Annotated in this window: 15 protein-coding genes; 4 read left to right on the top strand and 11 right to left on the bottom strand. The window is 53.8% G+C overall.

Going from position 1 to position 20,050, the window contains the following annotated elements; genetic code table 11:
• Nucleotides 1-5: 5 nt before the first annotated feature.
• The 9 genes from iolE to WC1_RS06675 all read right to left on the bottom strand — a co-directional run bounded on the left by iolE (nucleotide 6) and on the right by WC1_RS06675 (nucleotide 12,349).
• Nucleotides 6-896, bottom strand: coding sequence for a myo-inosose-2 dehydratase (gene iolE / locus WC1_RS06715; protein WP_016150833.1), 891 nt, complete (start codon nucleotides 894-896; stop codon nucleotides 6-8).
• Between the two features lie 14 nt (nucleotides 897-910).
• Nucleotides 911-2,815, bottom strand: a complete 1,905-nt coding sequence (gene iolC / locus WC1_RS06710; protein WP_016150834.1) for a bifunctional 5-dehydro-2-deoxygluconokinase/5-dehydro-2-deoxyphosphogluconate aldolase — start codon at nucleotides 2,813-2,815, stop codon at nucleotides 911-913.
• A 12-nt stretch (nucleotides 2,816-2,827) separates the two neighbouring features.
• Nucleotides 2,828-3,961, bottom strand: coding sequence for a Gfo/Idh/MocA family protein (locus WC1_RS06705; protein WP_016150835.1), 1,134 nt, complete (start codon nucleotides 3,959-3,961; stop codon nucleotides 2,828-2,830).
• Between the two features lie 8 nt (nucleotides 3,962-3,969).
• Nucleotides 3,970-4,998 carry an ABC transporter permease gene (locus WC1_RS06700; protein WP_003839791.1) on the bottom strand — a complete coding sequence of 343 codons (1,029 nt, stop codon included), beginning with the start codon at nucleotides 4,996-4,998 and terminating at the stop codon, nucleotides 3,970-3,972.
• An 11-nt stretch (nucleotides 4,999-5,009) separates the two neighbouring features.
• A complete protein-coding gene (locus WC1_RS06695; protein WP_016150836.1) occupies nucleotides 5,010-6,557 on the bottom strand; it encodes a sugar ABC transporter ATP-binding protein in 1,548 nt (515 codons plus the stop codon).
• A 51-nt stretch (nucleotides 6,558-6,608) separates the two neighbouring features.
• Nucleotides 6,609-7,538, bottom strand: coding sequence for a substrate-binding domain-containing protein (locus WC1_RS06690; protein WP_003845958.1), 930 nt, complete (start codon nucleotides 7,536-7,538; stop codon nucleotides 6,609-6,611).
• A 38-nt stretch (nucleotides 7,539-7,576) separates the two neighbouring features.
• Nucleotides 7,577-8,563, bottom strand: coding sequence for an inositol 2-dehydrogenase (gene iolG, locus WC1_RS06685; protein ID WP_003845960.1), 987 nt, complete (start codon nucleotides 8,561-8,563; stop codon nucleotides 7,577-7,579).
• Between the two features lie 343 nt (nucleotides 8,564-8,906).
• Complete coding sequence (gene iolD / locus WC1_RS06680; protein ID WP_016150837.1) at nucleotides 8,907-10,832, bottom strand: 3D-(3,5/4)-trihydroxycyclohexane-1,2-dione acylhydrolase (decyclizing); 1,926 nt, start codon at nucleotides 10,830-10,832, stop codon at nucleotides 8,907-8,909.
• Nucleotides 10,833-10,843: 11 nt separating this feature from the next.
• Nucleotides 10,844-12,349, bottom strand: a complete 1,506-nt coding sequence (locus WC1_RS06675; RefSeq protein WP_016150838.1) for a CoA-acylating methylmalonate-semialdehyde dehydrogenase — start codon at nucleotides 12,347-12,349, stop codon at nucleotides 10,844-10,846.
• Nucleotides 12,350-12,642: 293 nt separating this feature from the next.
• Here WC1_RS06675 and WC1_RS06670 point away from each other — a divergent pair, with 293 nt between their 5' ends.
• The 4 genes from WC1_RS06670 to WC1_RS06655 all read left to right on the top strand — a co-directional run bounded on the left by WC1_RS06670 (nucleotide 12,643) and on the right by WC1_RS06655 (nucleotide 18,888).
• Nucleotides 12,643-13,497, top strand: a complete 855-nt coding sequence (locus tag WC1_RS06670) for a MurR/RpiR family transcriptional regulator (protein ID WP_003839777.1) — start codon at nucleotides 12,643-12,645, stop codon at nucleotides 13,495-13,497.
• Nucleotides 13,498-13,741: 244 nt separating this feature from the next.
• Nucleotides 13,742-14,308: a Slp family lipoprotein gene (locus tag WC1_RS06665; protein WP_003839775.1), complete on the top strand. Its 567-nt coding sequence runs from the start codon at nucleotides 13,742-13,744 to the stop codon at nucleotides 14,306-14,308.
• A 280-nt stretch (nucleotides 14,309-14,588) separates the two neighbouring features.
• Nucleotides 14,589-15,743, top strand: coding sequence for an efflux RND transporter periplasmic adaptor subunit (locus tag WC1_RS06660; RefSeq protein WP_016150839.1), 1,155 nt, complete (start codon nucleotides 14,589-14,591; stop codon nucleotides 15,741-15,743).
• Nucleotides 15,744-15,771: 28 nt separating this feature from the next.
• Complete coding sequence (locus WC1_RS06655) at nucleotides 15,772-18,888, top strand: efflux RND transporter permease subunit (RefSeq protein ID WP_003839771.1); 3,117 nt, start codon at nucleotides 15,772-15,774, stop codon at nucleotides 18,886-18,888.
• A 207-nt stretch (nucleotides 18,889-19,095) separates the two neighbouring features.
• Here WC1_RS06655 and WC1_RS06650 read toward each other — a convergent pair whose 3' ends face one another.
• Together WC1_RS06650 and WC1_RS06645 are read right to left on the bottom strand one after the other, a co-directional pair.
• Complete coding sequence (locus WC1_RS06650; RefSeq protein ID WP_008321512.1) at nucleotides 19,096-19,443, bottom strand: HdeA/HdeB family chaperone; 348 nt, start codon at nucleotides 19,441-19,443, stop codon at nucleotides 19,096-19,098.
• Nucleotides 19,443-20,039: a DUF308 domain-containing protein gene (locus WC1_RS06645; RefSeq protein WP_003845975.1), complete on the bottom strand. Its 597-nt coding sequence runs from the start codon at nucleotides 20,037-20,039 to the stop codon at nucleotides 19,443-19,445. Before WC1_RS06645 ends, WC1_RS06650 begins: the two co-directional genes overlap by 1 nt.
• Nucleotides 20,040-20,050 lie beyond the last annotated feature (11 nt).

Consider the following 20,050-nt stretch of genomic DNA (forward strand, 5'->3'; position numbering starts at 1 on the left):
CCTCCTCAGATAAGACCAGCGTCACGCGCAAGACGGCTAAGGTTGTTATAGCCCAGACGCGCATACGTCATCGGATGCGCGATAGCCGGATCTTGCTCCGCCTCCACGACTAACCACCCCTGATACTGGTTCGCCTTCAGCAAGGCCATGATCGGCGGATAGTCAACGCAGCCATCGCCCGGCACTGTAAAGACCCCACTCAGTACCGCATCGAGAAAGCTGGTTTTGCGATTTTTGACATCCGCCAGCACGTCGGCACGCACGTCTTTACAGTGAACATGGTTGATACGCGATGCCCAGCGCTGCGCCACCGCCAGCGGATCGGCCCCGGCGAAGGTCAAGTGTCCCGTGTCGAGCAACAATCCAACTTCATCACCGGTATTCGTCATCAGATTACCCACATCTTCAGCAGATTCAATCACCGTTCCCATGTGGTGGTGATAGGCAATCTGTACCCCCTGCTGCTGGGTGTAGCGCGCAAACTCGGTGAGCTTTTCACCGTATTCTTGCCAGCTCTCTTGCGGGAAGCGCGGACGCAGATGTACCGGCGTCTGCTGCTCGCCGTGAATGCAGCCACTGACTTCGGCAAAGACCAGCACCTTGGCCCCCAGCTCGCGCAGTAACATCAGATGTGACTGCACGGCGGCAATCTCCTCCTCCACGCTGCGTTCCAGCAGACGTCCGGAGTACCAGCCGGAAACCAGTTGCAGGTCGTGACGCTGCAAAATGGGGCCGAGCAGTCGCGCCTCGCGCGGGAATTTATTACCCAGTTCGAAACCAGCAAATCCGGCCTCTTTACCCTCGCTCAGACAAGTATCAAGCGACGTCTCAGCGCCCAGTGAAGGAAGATCATCATTCGTCCATGTCAGTGGATTAATACCTAATTGTACCGTCATTATCTTCTCCTGAATTATGCTTGTCCGCGCTCGCGCCACCAGGCGATAAGCTGCAGGTAGTTATCTTTAATGCGCGCCACCAGTTGCGCATCGTCAATATCGTGTTTCAACCACGCGCGGGAAGCGTCGCCAAACAGCGTGCGTCCCACGGCAAATCCTTTCACCACCGCATGACCCGCAGCCGCTTTGAAATCAGCGCGCAGTTGCTCTGCCGGTGCGTCCAGACCAAGGATCACCACGCCACGGCAGTGCGGATCGCGCCGTTCAATAATGTCACTCAACGCCGTCCAGCCAGCAGAAGTCAGCGGTGGGAGTTTCCACCAGTCGGGGTAAATCCCTAAGTTGTAGAAGCGGGAAATAGCGCGCAAATACAGTTCATCACTGCGCGGCATACTGGCCGGCAAAATCACCTCCAGCAGCAGCTCATGACCTGACTGACAACAGGCGCGGTACACCTCGGCGATTTTCTGTTCTTGCTCCAGACGCAACGCGTGGGCATCTTCCGGATGGAAAAAAACCAGACACTTCACCACATGTTCCTGCGGCCAACTGATGAGCTGCGAGCCAATATTGCCGTGTTCCATCTCCAGCGGGCGAGATCCCGGCAGTTCGATAGGGCGACCTATCCACCAGCCCTCTCCGGTTATCGAATTCAGCGCATCCTGACCAAACGTACCGTCGCAAAGCAGCCCGGCCTTGCCCTCCAGCCCGGCGCTGTTGGCTGCTTCACGGCTGGCCTGCAAAATAAGCTGTTTCAATGCCGGAATACGCTTCAAAGACGCGCCGCACTGTAGCGCCATCTCTTCAAGCTGACTGCGGTGATCGAAAGCCATCACGCACAGTTCCGGCCATTCGCGGCGACGGGTGGTGACGCGGTGCAGATGGTTTAGACGCGGGTCAAGATCCGGACGCGGAACCTCCGCAGCGCGGGAGAGATAATCATCCAGCTCGATTTTGCTCGGCATCGCCGGGGCACAGCCGTGACGCGATACCACCAGCGCACCACAGGCATTAGCATAGCGGCACGCCTGCTCCCATCCCTCATCGTTGAGGTAGCCGCGCAGCAGGCCGGACATAAACGCATCCCCCGCCCCCAACACGTTCAGCACCTCCACGCGTACGCCGGTCACCGTCAGGCCATCGTCCAGCCGGGCCGGGATCGCGTCGGTATACACCGAGCTACCGAGCGCACCGCGCTTGCAGACCAGCGTCGCGTTACTCACGCCGCGAACCTGCGACAGCGCCTGCAGCGTATCGGTACTGCCGCCCGCGATATGAAACTCCTCCTCGGTGCCGACAATCACATCAAAAAGATGCAACACCTCCTGCAACTGACGGGTGACCTGATCGGCGGCGATAAAACGCGTTTCGCCGTCGCCTAAGGATGTAAGCCCCCACAGCACAGGGCGATAGTCGATATCCAGCGCCGTACGCACGCCGTGACGGCGGGCGTAAGCGAGCGCCGTCAACACCGCCTCGCGGGTTTGCGGATGAGAAAGATGCGTCCCGGTGATGGCAAGACAACGAGCAGAAGCGATGTACTGTTCATCAACATCGCTGGCTGTAATCGCCATATCCGCGCAGTTATCACGGTAAAAAATCAGTGGGAAGGTGTCCCGGTCTTTAATGCCGAGTAGCACCAGCGCTGTCAGGCGGTCTTTATCGGTAATCAGATGGCTGGTATCGCAGCCTACCTGATTTAATTCTTCACGCAGGAAACGCCCCATATGTTCGTCGCCAACCCGCGCCAGCATTGATGAACGCAGTCCCTGCCGCGCCGTTCCGTAGGCCACGTTGCCGGACGATCCGCCAAGATATTTGGCAAAGCTCGACACATCTTCCAGGCGTGCGCCAATCTGCTGACTGTAGAGGTCAACCGCCACGCGGCCCATGCATATCACATCAAACTGCTTTTCCACGTTGATACCTCTTCAGACAATATCGTTCACATTCAGCCAGCGGCCTTCCAGGTGCGAGAGTGCGATAGCGTCAAGCACACGCGACACCTTCCAGCCCTCTTCGAAGTCCGGCCACATCGGCGCATCGGCGGCAATGCCGTCCACCAGGTCGCGCACTTCCACAGTTTTCTGGTCGTTAAAACCGATACCATGCCCGGCTCCCATGCAAAACGCGCCGTAGTCCGGATGCGAAGGACCAACCAGTAAAGTGCGAAACCCCTGGCGGTTGACCGGATCGTCATGCAAATAGAGCTTCAGCTCAGCCATGCGCTCCTGGGTAAAACTGATGGTTCCTTTGGTCCCGGTAATCACATACGACAACCCCATCTTGCGGCCACAGGCGACGCGGGAGGTTTCAATCACCCCTTGCGCACCGCCTGCAAAGCGCACCATCGCGTGGGCCTGATCTTCGTTCTCTACCGTCACCATTTGCGAGGAACCGACTTGCGCCTGACGCTGTGGCACCACGATCTTCAGGTCGCCGCAGACCTGATGAATATCGCCAACCAGGTACTGCGCCATATTGACGATATGCGCCGCCAGATCGCCAAGTGCCCCCAGACCCGCCGTTTCTTTAAAACAGTGCCAGTGGATCGGCGCAAGCGGATCGGCCATGTAGTCTTCGTTGTGGGTGCCGTAGAAATGGATCACCTCGCCAATTTCTCCGCGCTCAATGATCTCTTTCGCCAGCTGCGCCGTTGGGTTCTTCATATAGTTGAACCCCACCAGGGTTTTCACTCCTGCCCGCTGTGCGGCCTCAACCATTTCACGCGCGTCGTGGGCGTTCAGCGCCAACGGTTTTTCCGAGTACACATGCTTGCCATGGCGAATCGCTTCCAGCGCCATCTCTTTATGCAGATGGTTGGGAGAGCAAATATCCACGACATCAATGGCCGGGTCGGCCACCAGCGCACGCCAGTCTCCGGTTGAACGATTGAAGCCAAACGCCTGTGCCCGCTCGGCCGCCAGCTCCGGAGAAACTTCCGCTACCATTTCACGCACCAGTTTGCCGCGCAGGTTAAACACCGTCGGGGCCTGGGCATAGGCGATAGCATGCGCCTTGCCGATATACCCGGTGCCAATCAATCCAATACGAACTTCTTTCATCATGATCCTCACAGTGCGCCGCGACGGCTCTTGGCGTAGGTATCGAACGCCACCGCCAGAACGATAATTAAGCCGGTAATAATTTGTTGGTAGTAAGCCGAGACGTTCATCAGCACCAGACCGTTAATCAGGATGCCCATGATGATCGAGCCGATAATGGTGCCGCCGATACGCCCGTATCCACCCATCAGCGACGTGCCGCCAATGACCACCGAAGCGATGACGCGCAGCTCAAAGGAGATCCCGGCGACCGCTTCCGCACTGCCCAACCGCGCACTGAGGATGAAGCCCGCCAGCCCCGCCAGACAGCCAATCAGCACGTAGACGCTCACCAGCACGCGCTTCACATTGACCCCTGCCAGACGCGCCGCCTCCGGGTTGCCGCCGATGGCGTATACGAAGCGCCCCCAGCGGGTTTTATGCAGTGCCAGGTAACCGCCAATGGCGACCAGAGCAAAGATCCAGATTGGAATCGAAATGCCGAGCAGCTCGCCGCGTCCCCACCAGCGGTATCCCGCGTCGAAACCGGCAATCGGCGCGCCGTCGTTGATCACCAGCGTCAGGCCGCGCCAGATGGTCATCCCGCCGAGGGTGACGATAAACGGCGGCAGACGCAGGCGGGTCACGCCGAGGCCATGCAGAAAACCAATCGCGGTGCCCATCGCCATACAGATACCAAGACCAATCAGCCAGCTCATGCCGCCCCAGGCGTTCGGATCGACGGTGGTGAAGTTGTCGCCCTTGATCACATACGCGGCGGTCATAGCGCAGACCGCCAGGATAGAGCCCACCGACAGATCGATGCCGGCAGTCAGAATGACAAACGTCATCCCCACCGCCATGATCCCGTAGATGGAGACTTCGGTCAGAATGTTGAAAATGTTGCGTTCAGAAAGAAAATTGCTGTTCTGCAACTGAAAGAAAATCAGCAGCAGGATCATAAAAATCAGCACCCCAAAGCGCTCAAAAAAGGCAATGGGATCAAGACGTCCACCGCGTTTGGCTGGAACCTGCGTTTTAGAAATAATCTGCGTCATGAGTCACTCCGTTATGCCGCATTCAGGGCGTTATGGTTGATGGCCATCATCGTCATTAGCCGCTCTTCGTTGGCGTCATCGCCGTGGATCTCGCCAGTCACCCGACCTTCACTCAACGTGATGATCCGATCGGAAACCGCCATGACTTCCGGCAGATCGGAGGAGATCACAATCACCGCCACGCCCTTTTTCGCCATATCAAACAGCACCTGATGGACTTCTGATTTGGTGCCAACATCGATGCCGCGCGTCGGTTCATCCACAATCAACACCCGAGGGTTAAGCGCCATGCAGCGCGCGAGGATCACTTTTTGCTGGTTTCCGCCGGAGAGCTTGCGCACCTCCTGCGCACTGTTGACCATTTTGATCTGCAGCGCCTGGCGGTAAGACTCAATCAGGGCATCTTCTTTGCCGGTATTCACAAACCAGCGCCAGTGCAGCAGTGACGACAGGCTGGAGAGCGACAGGTTGTCGCGGATCGACAGTCCCAACACTGCGCCCTCTTTTTTACGATCTTCCGGTACCAGCGCCAGCCCCTGATCCAGCGCAAACAGCGGATCGCGCGGCTGATACGGCACACCATCAAGTTCAAAGCTGCCGGAGGTAAAACCGTCGGCGCCAAACAGGCAGCGGGCCACTTCGGTGCGCCCGGCACCCACCAGTCCGGCAATACCTAATACTTCGCCAGCATGCACGTGGAAGCTAATGTCGTGCAGCGCGATGCCATGCGGATCCAGCGGCGGTTTTTCGCGGCTAAGCCCCTTCACCGCCAGACGCACAGGTTTATCTTCATGGTGAGTTTCGCTGGCCGGGCGGCGATTAAAGGCCACATCGCGCCCCACCATCAGACGGATCAGCTGTTCTACGGTGGTCTGTGCAACCGCGCCATTCCCGGTGAATCGTCCATCCTGAAAAACGGTGAACTGGTCGCAGAGTTGAAAAACTTCATGCAGGCGATGGGTGACGTAGATAATGCTCACGCCACGCCCTTTAAGTTCCCGCACCACCCGGTGCAGACTTTCCACTTCGCTGTCGCTCAGCGCGGCGGAAGGTTCATCCATGATGATCAGCTTTGCGTTCAGCGTCAGCGCCCGCGCAATTTCCACCATTTGCTGCTGCGCCACGCTCAGTCGGGCCACGGCCGTGGTTGGCGCAACGTTCAGTTGCAGGTAATCCAGAATCACCTGCGCCTCCTGATTTACCGCCTTTTCGTCCACAATCAGATTGCGTTTACGCGGTTCGCGTCCGAGGAACATATTCTCGGCGACGGTCATATTGGGCAGCAGATTAAATTCCTGATAAATCGTGATAATGCCCTTGTTCTGCCGCTCAACCGGAGAGTCTTCTACCGGCAATGTTTCGCCGTTGAACCAAATATCCCCGCGTGTTTGCGGCTGTGCGCCCGCCAGCGCTTTCAGCAGGGTCGATTTTCCGGCACCGTTCTCACCTAACAGCGCATGAATTTCGCCTGCTCCGACAGTCAGTTGTGCGCTGCTCAGCGCCCAAACGCCGGAAAAGCTTTTCGCTAGGTCGGTCACTTTCAGTAAGGGTTGCGACATCGGTCTGCTCCTCCTTTAGAGTGAGCCGCCGTAACGGCGGCTCCGGACATATCAGTTACCGGCCTCACTAATACGCTCGGCCTGCTGCAAATTTTCTTTAGTGATAAGCGTTGGCGGGTAGTCAGCCCCGGTGATCGCAGTCTTCTCACGGACGTTATTCACCAACTGGCTCATGGCCGTTTTCACCGCAAAGCCAGGACGTTGATCCGCCGTCACTGCCAGCCAACCGTCGCGCACACGCGCCAGTGCTTCCGGCACGGCATCGAATCCCGTGACCAGAACTTCACCCGGCTTCAGTCCTTGTCCCTGTAACGCTTCAATCGCGCCCAGCGCCATATCGTCGTTAGCGGAGAGGATCACCTGTGGGCGTTTCGGCAGCGAAGGCAGCACGCTTTCAACAATGCGCATCCCTTCAGAACGCATCCAGTTACCCGTCTGGTCGGCAACGATCTTGTACTTTTCACCGCCCGCCTTCAGGCTGTCGCGAATACCTTTAGTACGTTCAATGTTGGAGGAGGAGCCTGGCTGGCCGGTCAGCAGAATAATGTCTGCCCCGTCTGGGAATTTGGTTTTGACAAAGTCGCCAATCGCCTGGCCGCCTTTGTAGTTGTTCGCGCCGAAGTGCGGCACTTTTTTCTGGCTGTCAACGGAGCGGTCGAGCGTGACCACGGGCAGTTTCACATCCTGAATTTCATCTACCGCGCTGGATACCGCGTTGACATCGTTCGGCGAAACAATAAAGCCCTGTGCGCCACGAGTTATGGCGTTTTCCAGGTCAGCGACCTGTTTTGGCGAGCTACCCTGCCCGTCCAGGACCTGTAAATTCACGCCCATCTCTTTTGCGGCTTTCACCGCCGTGCGCTGCATGTGAACTTCAAATGGCATCGCCAGGTTTGGCGTACTGAAAACAATTTGCTCGTTTTCAGCAATGGCTGCCCCGGATGTCATGGCGATGAGGACAGCTAAGATCAATTTTTTCATTATTATGTCTCTCTGTGTAGGGTAGGTTGTGGTGACAATCAGAGGAGAACTTCACGCTGGCTATGCAGTGACTCCAGCGCTTTATCCGCCAGATACAGCGCACGCTCGCCATCGTCCCCGCTGCAATCAGGGACCGCTTCGCCGCGCAGTACCGCAACAAAGTGTTCCCATTCCGCGGCATAGGCCGATTTATAACGCTGCAGGAAGAAGTGTTCAGGTAACGCGCTGGTGCAGCCCTGTTTGCCGTAGTGCTGCACCTGGTTTTCGAGAATATTGCCCGCGCACAGCAGCCCTTCAGAGCCGTGCAGCTCAAGGCGCTGATCGTATCCGTAAGAAGAACGGCGGCTGTTGACGATGGTCGCCATCGCGCCGGAGGCGTATTTCAGTACGATGAACGCGGTGTCGATATCGCCCGCTTCGCCAATCGCCGGATCCACCAGATTGCTGCCCTGGGCATACACCGAAACCGGCTCTTCGCCCATGATAAAGCGCGCCATATCAAAATCGTGGATGGTCATATCGCGGAACATACCGCCGGATACGCGCACATATTCCGCAGGCGGCGGCGACGGATCGCGGGAGATGATCAGCAGCGATTCCGGTTTACCGATACGCCCGGCCAGTGCGTCAGTTTTCACGCGGCGAAACTGCGGATCGAAGCGGCGGTTGAAACCGATAAACAACGGTACGTCGTACTCTTTGACCACTTTCAGACAGTCGCGTACACGGGCCAGATCCAGGTGGACCGGCTTTTCACAGAAGATGGCTTTGCCGTGGCGTGCGGCCATTTCAATCAGATCCGCGTGGGTATCGGTCGCGGAGGCAATCAGCACGGCGTGAACGTTAGGGTCCGTCATCGCCTCATCCAGGCTTTGCAAACGAGCCTGGTACTGTGTGGCAAGACGAGTGGCAAATTCCTGATTCGGGTCGACGACCGACCAGAGGGTAGTAGCACTGTGACTGGCAATGTTAGCTGCATGTACCTGGCCAATTCGGCCAGCGCCCAGTAAAGCAATGTTAAACATAACGGCTCCCGGTGTTGGTGAATGCGATGAACTAACGACACCTTAAATAAAACATTTATTTCATTTTTATAAATAGTGAAAATTATGTTTTTGGGTGCAAGTTAACACTTTTGAGATGATCGAGATAAAATTTGTTATCAATATCACAACATAAAGACAGGAAAGATGAAGGAATTGGCCCCCTTCCGTTCAGGAAGGAGGTGATGGATGAAGAGAAAGGAAAAATGAAATGAAAATTTCGTTGTCGCAGGTTGCCGGATGACGACGCTAACGCCTTATCCCGCCAGAAGGTAGAATCCGCTGTAGGCCGGATAAGCGCAGCGCCATCCGGCATTAATCGCTTTTAGTACTGACGTGCGTTTTTCACCTGCTCAAACGTCTGCTCAGCCGCTTTTCGCACCGACGGAGAGTCTGCCACCTGCGCATCGCCAGTGCGCCACCAGGAGGCATAGTCGTGGGTCATGGTTTTCGGCAGAACTTTGATATCCAGCAGCACAGGCCCCGAATGCACACGGGAGGCTTCCAGCGCCGCCAGCAGGCTTTGCTCGTCATGTACGCGCCATGCCCGACAGCCGTAGCTTTCCGCGTTTTTGGCAAAATCGACCTTCACCAACGGTCCATCTAACCGTCCGGTTTGCGGGTTGCGGTGGCGGTTTTCCGTACCGAAACTCCCCATCCCATGCCCCATCTGCAGGTTGTTAATGCACCCGAAGCTGGCGTTATCAAACAACAGGATAGTGACTTTTATCCCCTCCTGAACGGCGGTTTGTAGCTCGGAATGCAGCATCATGTATGAGCCATCCCCCACCATGGCATAAACCGGCTGCCGTGGCTTCGCCAGCCTGGCTCCAATAGCAGCCGCAATTTCATAGCCCATACAGGAGTAGCCGTATTCCAGGTGATAGCTGTCCGGGGTTTTGACCTGCCAGATACGCTGTAAATCGCCAGGCAGCGATCCAGCGGCCCCCACGACGATAGCGTTATCTTCAATGTGCTGATTGATAAGTCCCAGCACCTTCGTCTGGGTCAACCGGGTGTTTAGCGTGTCGCCATATTCCGCCAACTGAGCGTCAAGATGCCCTGCCACTTCGGGTTCGTCGCCGGGACGCCAGTCGCGATCCCATAAACGTTGGCACTCATCGCGCCAGGCCTCTTGCGCCTGCGTGACCTCCTTCCCCCAACCGCTGCGGTAGTCTTTCAGCGTTTCAGTTAACGCCGTCAGCCCGGTACGGGCGTCGGCGATAAGCGCGGTGGCATCAAGCTTCAGCGCGTCAAACTCCGCCACATTCAGCAGCAGGAACTCAACCTCCGGATGAGAAAACAGCGCTTTCGAACCGGTGGTAAAGTCGGTGAGGCGCGTACCGATGCCGATCACCAGATCGGCTTGCGGTGCGAGCTGATTCGCTGCCATCCCTCCAGTTACTCCAATGCCTCCGAGGTTAAGTGGGTGGTCACTAACCAGTGCGCCTTTTCCGGCCTGAGTTTCGGCAAACGGCAGTTGCAGCGTTTCAACAAACGTACGAAACGCCTCATGCGCGCCGGAATATCGTACCCCGCCGCCGCATACCACCAGCGGACGGCGTTTGCGGGCAATCAGCGCCCGCGCCATCGCCAGACGCTGTGGGTCGGGCGGTCGACGTTCAATCAGATGAACGCGGCGCGCAAAGAAACTCTGTGGATAGTCCCAGGCTTCTCCCTGTACATCCTGTGGCAGGCAGATAGTCACGGCACCAGTATCTGCGGGGTCAGTAAGCGTTCGCATCGCGTTTAGCATCGCACTCATTAACTGCTCCGGGCGGTTAATCCGGTCCCAGTAACGCGAGACCGGGCGGAAGCAGTCGTTGGTGCTGATGCCAAGGTCATGGTATTGCTCAATTTGCTGCAATACCGGGTCCGGCTGACGGCTGGCGTATACATCCCCGGGCAACAGCAACAGCGGAATACGGTTCGCCGTTGCGGTCGCCGCTGCGGTCACCATATTCGCCGCTCCCGGCCCAACCGATGACGTCACGGCAAAAATACGCTGGCGCCGATGCTGTTTGGCGAATCCGGTCGCCATGTGCGCAATTCCCTGCTCATTACATCCCTGCATCACCTGCAAATGACCGGGATCCTGCTCAAGCGCCTGGCCAATGCCAAGCACATTACCGTGACCAAAGATGGTGGCGACCCCCTCGACAAAGGGGGTTTCCACGCCATCGACACAGATATATTGTTGATTAAGGAATTTGACCAGCGCCTGAGCCATGGTCATACGTTCGGTTTGCATAAACCCTCCTGTCAGCCCAGCGTTGGCATGGAGAACGCTGCCCCTGTGTCCTGCAGCATCTCCGGCCAGCGTGCGGTGACGGTTTTCATCCGGGTGTAGAAGCGCACGCCATCATTGCCGTGAACATTGAGCGCACCAAAAATGGACCGCTTCCAGCCGCCAAAACTGTGGAACGCCATCGGCACCGGAATAGGCACGTTAACGCCCACCATGCCCGCCTGCACCTCTTCGCAGAAGCGACGCGCACAGCCGCCATCACGTGTGAAAATTGCCGTGCCGTTACCATATTCATGACGGTTAATCAGTTCCACCGCGCTGCTGTAATCTGCTACGCGCACCACAGAAAGCACCGGTCCAAAAATCTCTTCTTTATAAATGGTCATCTCCGGCGTGACGTTATCAAACAGGGTCGGCCCAACAAAATAGCCCTGCTCATGACCTTTGACGCTAAAACGTCGACCATCCACACGCAGGCTGGCTCCTTGAGATTCCCCACTGTCGATATACCCGAGCACTTTATTCCGATGCACCGAGGAGATAAGCGGTCCCATTTCGTTTTCCGGTGTCTGATCAAGCCCCGGCCCGACACGCAGCGCCGCAATCTGTTTTTCCAGTCTCGAGCACAGCTCATCTGCCGTTTTATCACCCACCGCCAGCACGACAGAAAGCGCCATGCAGCGTTCACCCGCCGCGCCGTAAGCGGCACCCATAATGGCGTTGGTCGCCATATCCATGTCGGCATCCGGCATTAAAATGCAGTGATTTTTAGCACCACCTAACGCCTGGCAACGCTTACCGTGGGCTGACGCTGTCTGATAAATGTATTCCGCAATCGGCGTAGAGCCGACAAAGCTCACGGCTTGCACGCGCGGGTCAGTCAGCAGCACGTCGACGGACTCTTTATCTCCCTGTACGACGTTGAACACGCCGTCCGGCAGGCCCGCCTCTTGCAGCAGTCTCGCCAGAGCCAGGGCGAGAGAAGGATCTTTTTCCGAGGGTTTCAGCACAAAGGTATTCCCGGTTGCCAGCGCGATGGGGAACATCCACATTGGTACCATTGCCGGAAAGTTAAACGGCGTGATCCCGACGCAAACCCCGAGAGGTTGCATCAACGAATGGCTATCGACGCCGGTGCCTACGTTGGCTGAGTGTTCACCCTTTTGCAGATGTGGGATGCCGCAGGCAAACTCCACCACTTCCAGGCCACGGGTCAGCTCACCAACTGCGTCAGAGAACACCTTGCCATGCTCTTCGCTGATGATGCGAGCCAGCCTCTCCATGTTTTCTTCCAACAGCGCCTTAAAGCGGAACATCACTCGCGCACGTTTTAACGGAGAATGGCGCGCCCACCCGGGGAATGCGTCGTGCGCTGCCGCAATGGCCAGCTCGGTTTCCTGTGTCGTACTCATCACCACCTGGCGGATCTGCTCGCCGGTGGCCGGGTTGAAGATTGCCTGAACGCGCTGGCCTGAACCGGTGACACATTCGCCGTAGATAAAATTCGCTACTGTCTCCATCCTTAACCTCTCGCTGTTGATACGTGACTGTTACCTGAACACTGTTATCTGTGTACTATATATGAAACAAACATTCCATTTTAAGTTGAAATAAAATAAATAATGATTAATGTGATCAAGGATGGGTTTTTATGTTAACAAGCGGAATCGCATGATTAGCGTGCACTGGCAGAACGTTTCAGAGAACGGCAAACCTGAAGCTTTTGTTTCGTTTTTACAGCCAGATGAATGAGTGACATTTCAAAGACGCGGTTTTGCGTTTAGAATCATAAAACTATGTACCAGGAGGTAAAATGACAACAGCAACCAGCCTGAACGAGCTGCAGCAGCAAATCCGCGATCGCTACGATAGCCTGAGTAAGCGGCTGCAGCAGGTGTCCCGCTATGTGCTGGATAATACCAATAGCGTGGCCTTTGATACGGTTGCCGTCATTGCTGAACGTGCCGGAGTGCCACCCTCAACGCTGATCCGCTTCGCCAATGCCTTTGACTTCACCGGCTTCAACGAAATGAAACAGCTGTTTCGTATGAACCTGGTGGAGGAAACCGCCAGCTACAGCGACCGCGCGCGCATGTTCCGTGAGATGGAAAGCGAAGCCGTGCCGGAAACCCCGCTCGATATCCTGCAGGAGTTCGCCCGTTCGAATACTCAAGCGCTCCAGCAGCTGGCAGCCCGTGCCGAACCTGAAATGCTGGAACGCGCCGTACAATTGCTGGCAGAAGCCGACACCATTTACATCGCCGGTCTACGTCGTTCGTTTAGCGTCGCCGCCTATCTCACCTACGCCCTGAGCCATCTTGAGTGTCGCCCTATTTTGCTCGACGGAATGGGCGGAATGCTGCGCGAGCAAATTAACCGCATTAAAGCGCGCGATATCGTGGTGTCGATAAGCTTCTCGCCTTATGCGGAAGAAACGGTGATGGTCAGCGAAACTGCGGCCAATGCCGGCGCGCGCCAGATCGTGATTACCGACAGCCAGATAAGCCCGCTGGCAACATTCAGCGATCTCTGCTTTGTGGTGAAAGAGGCGCAGGTCGACGCGTTTCGTTCCCAGTCAGCGACGCTGTGCCTGGTACAGTCACTGGTCGTGGCGCTGGCTTACCGGCTAGGTGACGGGAGTAATGAACGCGGTCATTCTGTCGGTTGAGGAGCGCCGCGAAAATTGATGATCCGCTTTATTACATTCCCGCCAGCGTGACGTGAAATCGTGATGTCTGCAGTTACTTTTATGGTCGTTGAAAATATCGCCATCATTCAGCGGCCAGATAAAATACATTCCGTTATTACCATGAGCTACAATTATATTAATTTCAGATAATCAACAATGCGTGTGCTGACAATAATACGCAAAGGTTTACTATAGCCCTGTCTTTTTTAAGCAGGAAAGTAAAATGAAAAATACAAAAGGGTTGATGATTATTGCCCTTGCTTTCACCCTGGCATCATGTGCCGCCATTCCTGAGAATATCAAAGGTAATAATCAACCCGATATCCAAAAAAACTTTATCTCCGTGCATAACCAGCCCGGTTTATATACCGGTCAGCAGGCCCGTTTTGGCGGTAAAGTCATCAATGTGATTAACACCAAAAAAGATACGTTGCTGGAAATCGCCGTTTTGCCACTGAACGACTCTGCTAAGCCACAAATTGACGCGAGCTATCAGGGACGTATTCTTGCCCAGCAGAAAGGTTTCCTCGATCCAGTAAACTACAGAAACCATTTCGTGACTATTTTGGGAACAATTCAAGGCGATGAGTCAGGATTCATCAACAAAGTCCCGTACAACTTTGTTAAAGTTGATTTACAAGGTATCCAGGTTTGGCATTTAACCGAGTCTGTCAACACCACTTATAATATGTGGGATTATGGTTACGGTGCGTTCTGGCCAGAGCCGATGTGGGGAGCGCCTTACTACGCTAATACAGTAACTCAGGTAACTCCGGAGCTAGTGAAATAATCCCAGAGGTAAGATGGCGCGACTATATTCCGGAGTCAGGTGTTGGCAAACAACCCTTCTCATTACCCCGCGTTTATCTTATTGCGCCATCCTGCTTCATGAGATCCTTCGCTTAACATGCGTTCTTCCTGTTACATATAATTTTTAACCGCTAATTCTTTAGCGAAGAAATGGGCTTTACCCTTCTCATGCCTGACCATCTTTTGTTATTTACCGACAACTCCCCCACCCTGCATGCAATAAAAGAACATTTGTGTTTACACATTATTCAGGGATTACTATGAACAGAAAATGCTTACTGTTGATACCATTATTCTTTAGTAGCGTCATCATCACCGCCTGCGATAATAAACCTGCAGTAAAAACCACCATGGAGCCCGAGGTCGGCGTTGTTACCTTAGCCCCCTCCTCAGTAAATATTAAAAGTGAACTTCCGGGTCGCGCGCTTGCGTTCGAGATCGCCGAAATCCGCCCTCAGGTTGGTGGGATCATCATAAAACGCAACTTTGTTGAAGGTGATAAAGTCAGCAAAGGAGAATCACTGTATCAAATTGATCCAGCCCCACTGCAGGCACGACTGGACTCAGCCAAAGGCGCGTTGGCAAAGGCACAGGCTACCGCCAATAATGTTCGTCTGACACTAAATCGGCAGTCAGCATTAATACAATCTAATTACGTCAGCCGCCAGGACTATGACACCACGCGTTCACAGCTTAATGAAGCGCAAGCCAATGTTGCCGTCGCTAAAGCGGATCTTGAACAAGCCACTATCAATCTTCGATACGCCAATGTTACCTCGCCCATTGATGGCATTAGCGGCAAATCTTCCGTGACCGTGGGTGCCCTGGTTACTGCTAATCAGGAAAACTCGCTGGTCACCGTTCAGAGATTAGATCCGATCTATGTTGATTTAACGCAGTCAGTACAGGACTTCTTACGCCTTAAAGAAGAGAAAGCCAACGGCAAAATTGCCCAGCAACAAGGCAAAATTCCGGTTGAGCTGATGCTGGAAAACGGCAAACCCTATCGCCATACCGGTACGCTTGAGTTTTCCGATCCCGCTGTTGATGAGACCACCGGTTCGGTAACCCTGCGCGCCATATTTCCCAATCCTGAAGGTGAAATTTTACCCGGCATGTATGTCACTGCGTTGCTGGACGAAGGCAGTCAACAAAACGTGTTGATGGTCCCCCAGCAAGGAATTACGCACAACGAGCAAGGAAAAGCCACCACGCTGATCCTTGACCAGGAAAACGTAGTGCAACTGCGTGAAATAAACGCAGTGAAGGCCGTTGGTAATCAATGGTTAGTGACCGCGGGATTACGCCCCGGCGATCGGGTCATTGTGTCCGGATTACAAAGAATTCGTCCGGGAAGCAAAGCCCGGGTCCTCCCTTCAAAACTGAACACACCTGACACGGTAGCTGAACAGTAATATTTCAGGTATTAAGGACACTTTCTTTATGGCCAACTTTTTTATTGAGCGCCCAGTTTTCGCCTGGGTGCTCGCTATTATCATGATGTTTACGGGCGGTATCGCGATAATGAACCTGCCAGTCGCCCAATATCCACAAATTGCGCCCCCAACCATTACCATCAGCGCGGCCTACCCCGGGGCAGATGCAAAGACCGTTGAAGACTCCGTCACCCAGGTGATTGAACAGAATATGAATGGTCTTGATGGCCTGATGTATATGTCATCCACCAGTGATGCGGCAGGTAATGCCTCGATTATCCTGACCTTCAAAACGGGTACATCACCCGATATTGCGCAGGTTCAGGTACAGAATAAACTGCAGCTGGCGATGCCTTCCTTGCCACAGGAAGTACAACAGCAAGGGATCAGCGTTGATAAATCCAGCAGCAATATCTTAATGGTCGCCGGTTTTATCTCTGATAATAACAGCCTGAGCCAATATGATATTGCCGACTATGTGGCCTCGAACATTAAAGATCCGCTAAGCCGCACTGCCGGGGTGGGGAGCGTGCAGTTATTCGGTTCGCAATACGCCATGCGCATCTGGTTGGATCCGCAAAAGCTCGACAAGTATAACCTCACTCCCGAGGACGTCATTACCCAGCTCAAAGTACAGAATAATCAGATATCTGGCGGGCAACTGGGGGGCATGCCTCAGTCAGCCGATCAGCAATTAAATGCGTCGATAATCGTCCAGACGCGTCTGCAAACAACCGATGAATTTGGCAAGATCTTCCTTAAAGTTCAGCAAGATGGTTCTCAGGTTCTGCTGCGTGATGTCGCACGCATTGAGCTGGGTGCGGAAAATTATGCCACGGTTGCACGTTACAACGGCAAACCCGCCGCCGGGATTGCGATTAAACTTGCCGCAGGCGCCAATGCCCTTGAAACGTCCCAAGCTGTTAAACAAGAGCTGAACAGATTATCAGCCTGGTTTCCGGCCAGCATGAAAACCGTTTATCCCTATGACACCACGCCGTTTATCGAAATTTCGATTCAGGGTGTTTTTCATACTTTGATCGAGGCAATCATTCTGGTATTCCTCGTCATGTACCTGTTTTTGCAAAGTTTTCGTGCGACGCTTATCCCCACTATCGCCGTTCCGGTGGTTATCCTCGGCACCTTTGCCATTCTCGACGTCGCCGGTTTTTCGATTAATACGCTCACGATGTTTGGCATGGTGCTGGCGATAGGGTTGTTAGTCGATGATGCTATCGTGGTGGTTGAGAACGTAGAACGTATTATTGCTGAAGAGCACTTGTCTCCAAAAGCGGCAACGCATAAAGCAATGGGCCAGCTCCAGAGGGCGCTGGTTGGTATTGCCGTCGTGTTATCCGCCGTATTTATGCCGATGGCATTTATGAGCGGCGCGACAGGAGAAATTTTCCGTCAGTTTTCCATCACCTTGATCTCCTCCATGCTGCTGTCGGTGTTTGTGGCGATGAGCCTGACGCCAGCACTCTGCGCCATGCTGTTAAAAGCACATGATGACGAGCAGGCAAATACGCATTTTCTGTTTACCCGATTCAATCATTTCATGGAGAAATGCACTCAGCACTACACGGACAGCACCCGAAAACTGTTACGTTGCACGGGCCGTTACATGGTCGTTTACTTAGTCATTGGCGCGGGCATGATGGTGCTGTTTTTACGTACGCCGACCTCCTTTTTGCCTGAAGAAGACCAGGGGGTATTCATGACCACGGCGCAATTGCCCTCAGGTTCAACGATGGTGAACACCAGCAAAGTGCTCGGGGAAATAACGGACTACTACCTGACGAAAGAACAGAAAAACGTTGCTTCTGTTTTCACCGTCGGCGGATTTGGTTTCAGCGGTCAGGGACAAAATAATGGCCTGGCGTTTATCAGCCTGAAGCCGTGGTCAGAACGCGTTGGCGAAGAAAACTCGGTTACCGCCATTATTCGACGAGCAATGATGGCCTTAAGTACCATCAATAATGCCGTCGTTTATCCGTTCAATTTACCCGCGGTCGCGGAATTAGGCACCGCATCAGGGTTTGATATGGAGTTGCTGGATAACGGTAATCTTGGGCATGAAAAAATGATGCAGGCCCGAAACGAGCTTTTGGCTCTGGCCAATCAGTCCTCAGGTGAGGTCGACGGGGTGCGCCCAAACGGCCTGGAAGATACGCCGATGTTCCGCATTCACGTCGATGCCAAAAAGGCTGAAGCTATGGGCGTTGCGTTATCGGATATTAATCAGACCATCTCCACCGCGTTCGGTAGTCGCTACGTCAATGATTTCCTGAACCAGGGGCGCGTAAAAAAAGTGTATGTCCAGGCCGATACGCCGTTCCGTATGTTGCCTGATAATATTAATCACTGGTATGTACGTAATGCCTCTGGCGCGATGACCCCGCTTTCCGCCTACTCATCAACCGAGTGGACCTACGGCTCTCCACGCCTTGAACGCTACAATGGTCAGCCAGCAATGGAAATTCTGGGTCAGCCGGTAGAAGGGAAAAGCAGCGGTGATGCGATGAAATTTATGGCATCGCTGATTAATAAACTGCCCGCAGGCGTCGGTTATGCCTGGACCGGTCTGTCTTATCAGGAGGCGCTATCCACAAACCAGGCACCAATGCTGTACGGCATTTCGCTGATCGTCGTATTTCTGGCGCTGGCGGCGCTGTATGAAAGCTGGTCGATCCCGTTCTCGGTGATGCTGGTTGTGCCAATCGGGGTGGTCGGCGCGTTGCTGGCCACCGATCTGCGCGGCCTGAGCAATGATGTTTATTTCCAGGTCGGCCTACTCACCACGATGGGGCTATCGGCTAAAAATGCTATTTTGATCGTCGAGTTTGCCGTCGAGATTATGCAGAAAGAAGGGAAAACGCCGCTTGAAGCCGCGGTGGAAGCCGCGCAAATGCGCTTACGTCCTATTCTGATGACCTCACTGGCCTTCATCCTAGGGGTAATTCCACTAGCAATAAGCAACGGCGCGGGCTCTGGCGCGCAAAATGCCGTCGGTACGGGGGTTATCGGTGGGATGCTGGCCGCGACGGTACTGGCGATCTATTTTGTTCCAGTATTCTTTGTACTCGTTGAAAATACGTTAGCGCGATTTAAAGCCCGACGTTGATCCCCTGCCCTATCCCTGGGTTTAGATTATTAAATCCAGGGATGGGACTTCATTTGTCAGGTCTACAGTTATTAGCGGGCACGGCTATCCAGCGAGTTTCTCGTGGATAGCGGGGTAAGCATTACGCAGATTTTCTTGTAGGGGAACAACTGGGGCAGGTACAGAGGTTGTCAATTCTAACTAAAGCCAGGCTATCAAAACGGTTAATCAATAGTGCAGACCGGAACCTTTCAGATTTACAGCCAGTTCACCCAGTTTTGTATTCGGATGCTGATGACACATTTTAACCATTTTCGGTACAGCTTCCGTTTCCACCTCATGCAGGGGAACATAATCATCGCCTTTAAAGTCCGAATTTTTATTAACAATCACAAAGGCAATTGCCGTCTTGTATTGCTGACTCATATCAACGAATTCTTTACAGGTCATATCTTGTGGCGCAGCTTCCGTTGCCTGAGTAGCAAAAGCACGGGTCATTGGCGCCATAACAGAGGTCACAAGAATAGCTGCAGAAACCATCATTTTAATATTCACTATGCGCTCCAGAGGTAGCATTATTTTTTATCGGCGAGCTTATCAGTTTTTACCAGCGTCGCATTTCTACGCAGACTGATAAAAGCTAAAGAACTAAAGATCATCTCGACACCAATAAAAATTGAGGTAAATACATACGATCTGTCGGGATCCATATTCAGCCAGACGCCGGCAATAAGCAGGTCAAAAATACCAATAAAAATGTTCCATCCATAACCCGGACTGTGGAACAGTTTGACCCCAGATGCGATACGAAAAATACCACCCAGAATAAACAGGCAGCAAAATACCATTGCCAATGAATTCATGCCTATCACAGGATTCACCAGGAAACAGTAACCCAGCAGTAACCACGCGATAGCAAAAAAGGCATAGGTAAATTTGGCTTTCAATTGCTTTTTACTTGAGCTAAACAGGCTATAAATAGAATAAAAACCACATACCAGGAACATAAAGCCAGTTGCATAGCTTAAATAAACACCTGCAGCAATCGGATAAATCAAGCAGCAGATGCCACAAACCAACATCAACACCGCCATAATCGTCGCATGCTTTTTATAATGAACGAGTGTTTTTTCATTAAACGCTCTCAGGCTACGCTGATTAAAAACAAACATACATCCTCCGT

It is taken from the genome of Citrobacter sp. KTE30, from assembly GCF_000398825.1.
Classification (GTDB): Bacteria; Pseudomonadota; Gammaproteobacteria; order Enterobacterales; family Enterobacteriaceae; genus Citrobacter; species Citrobacter freundii.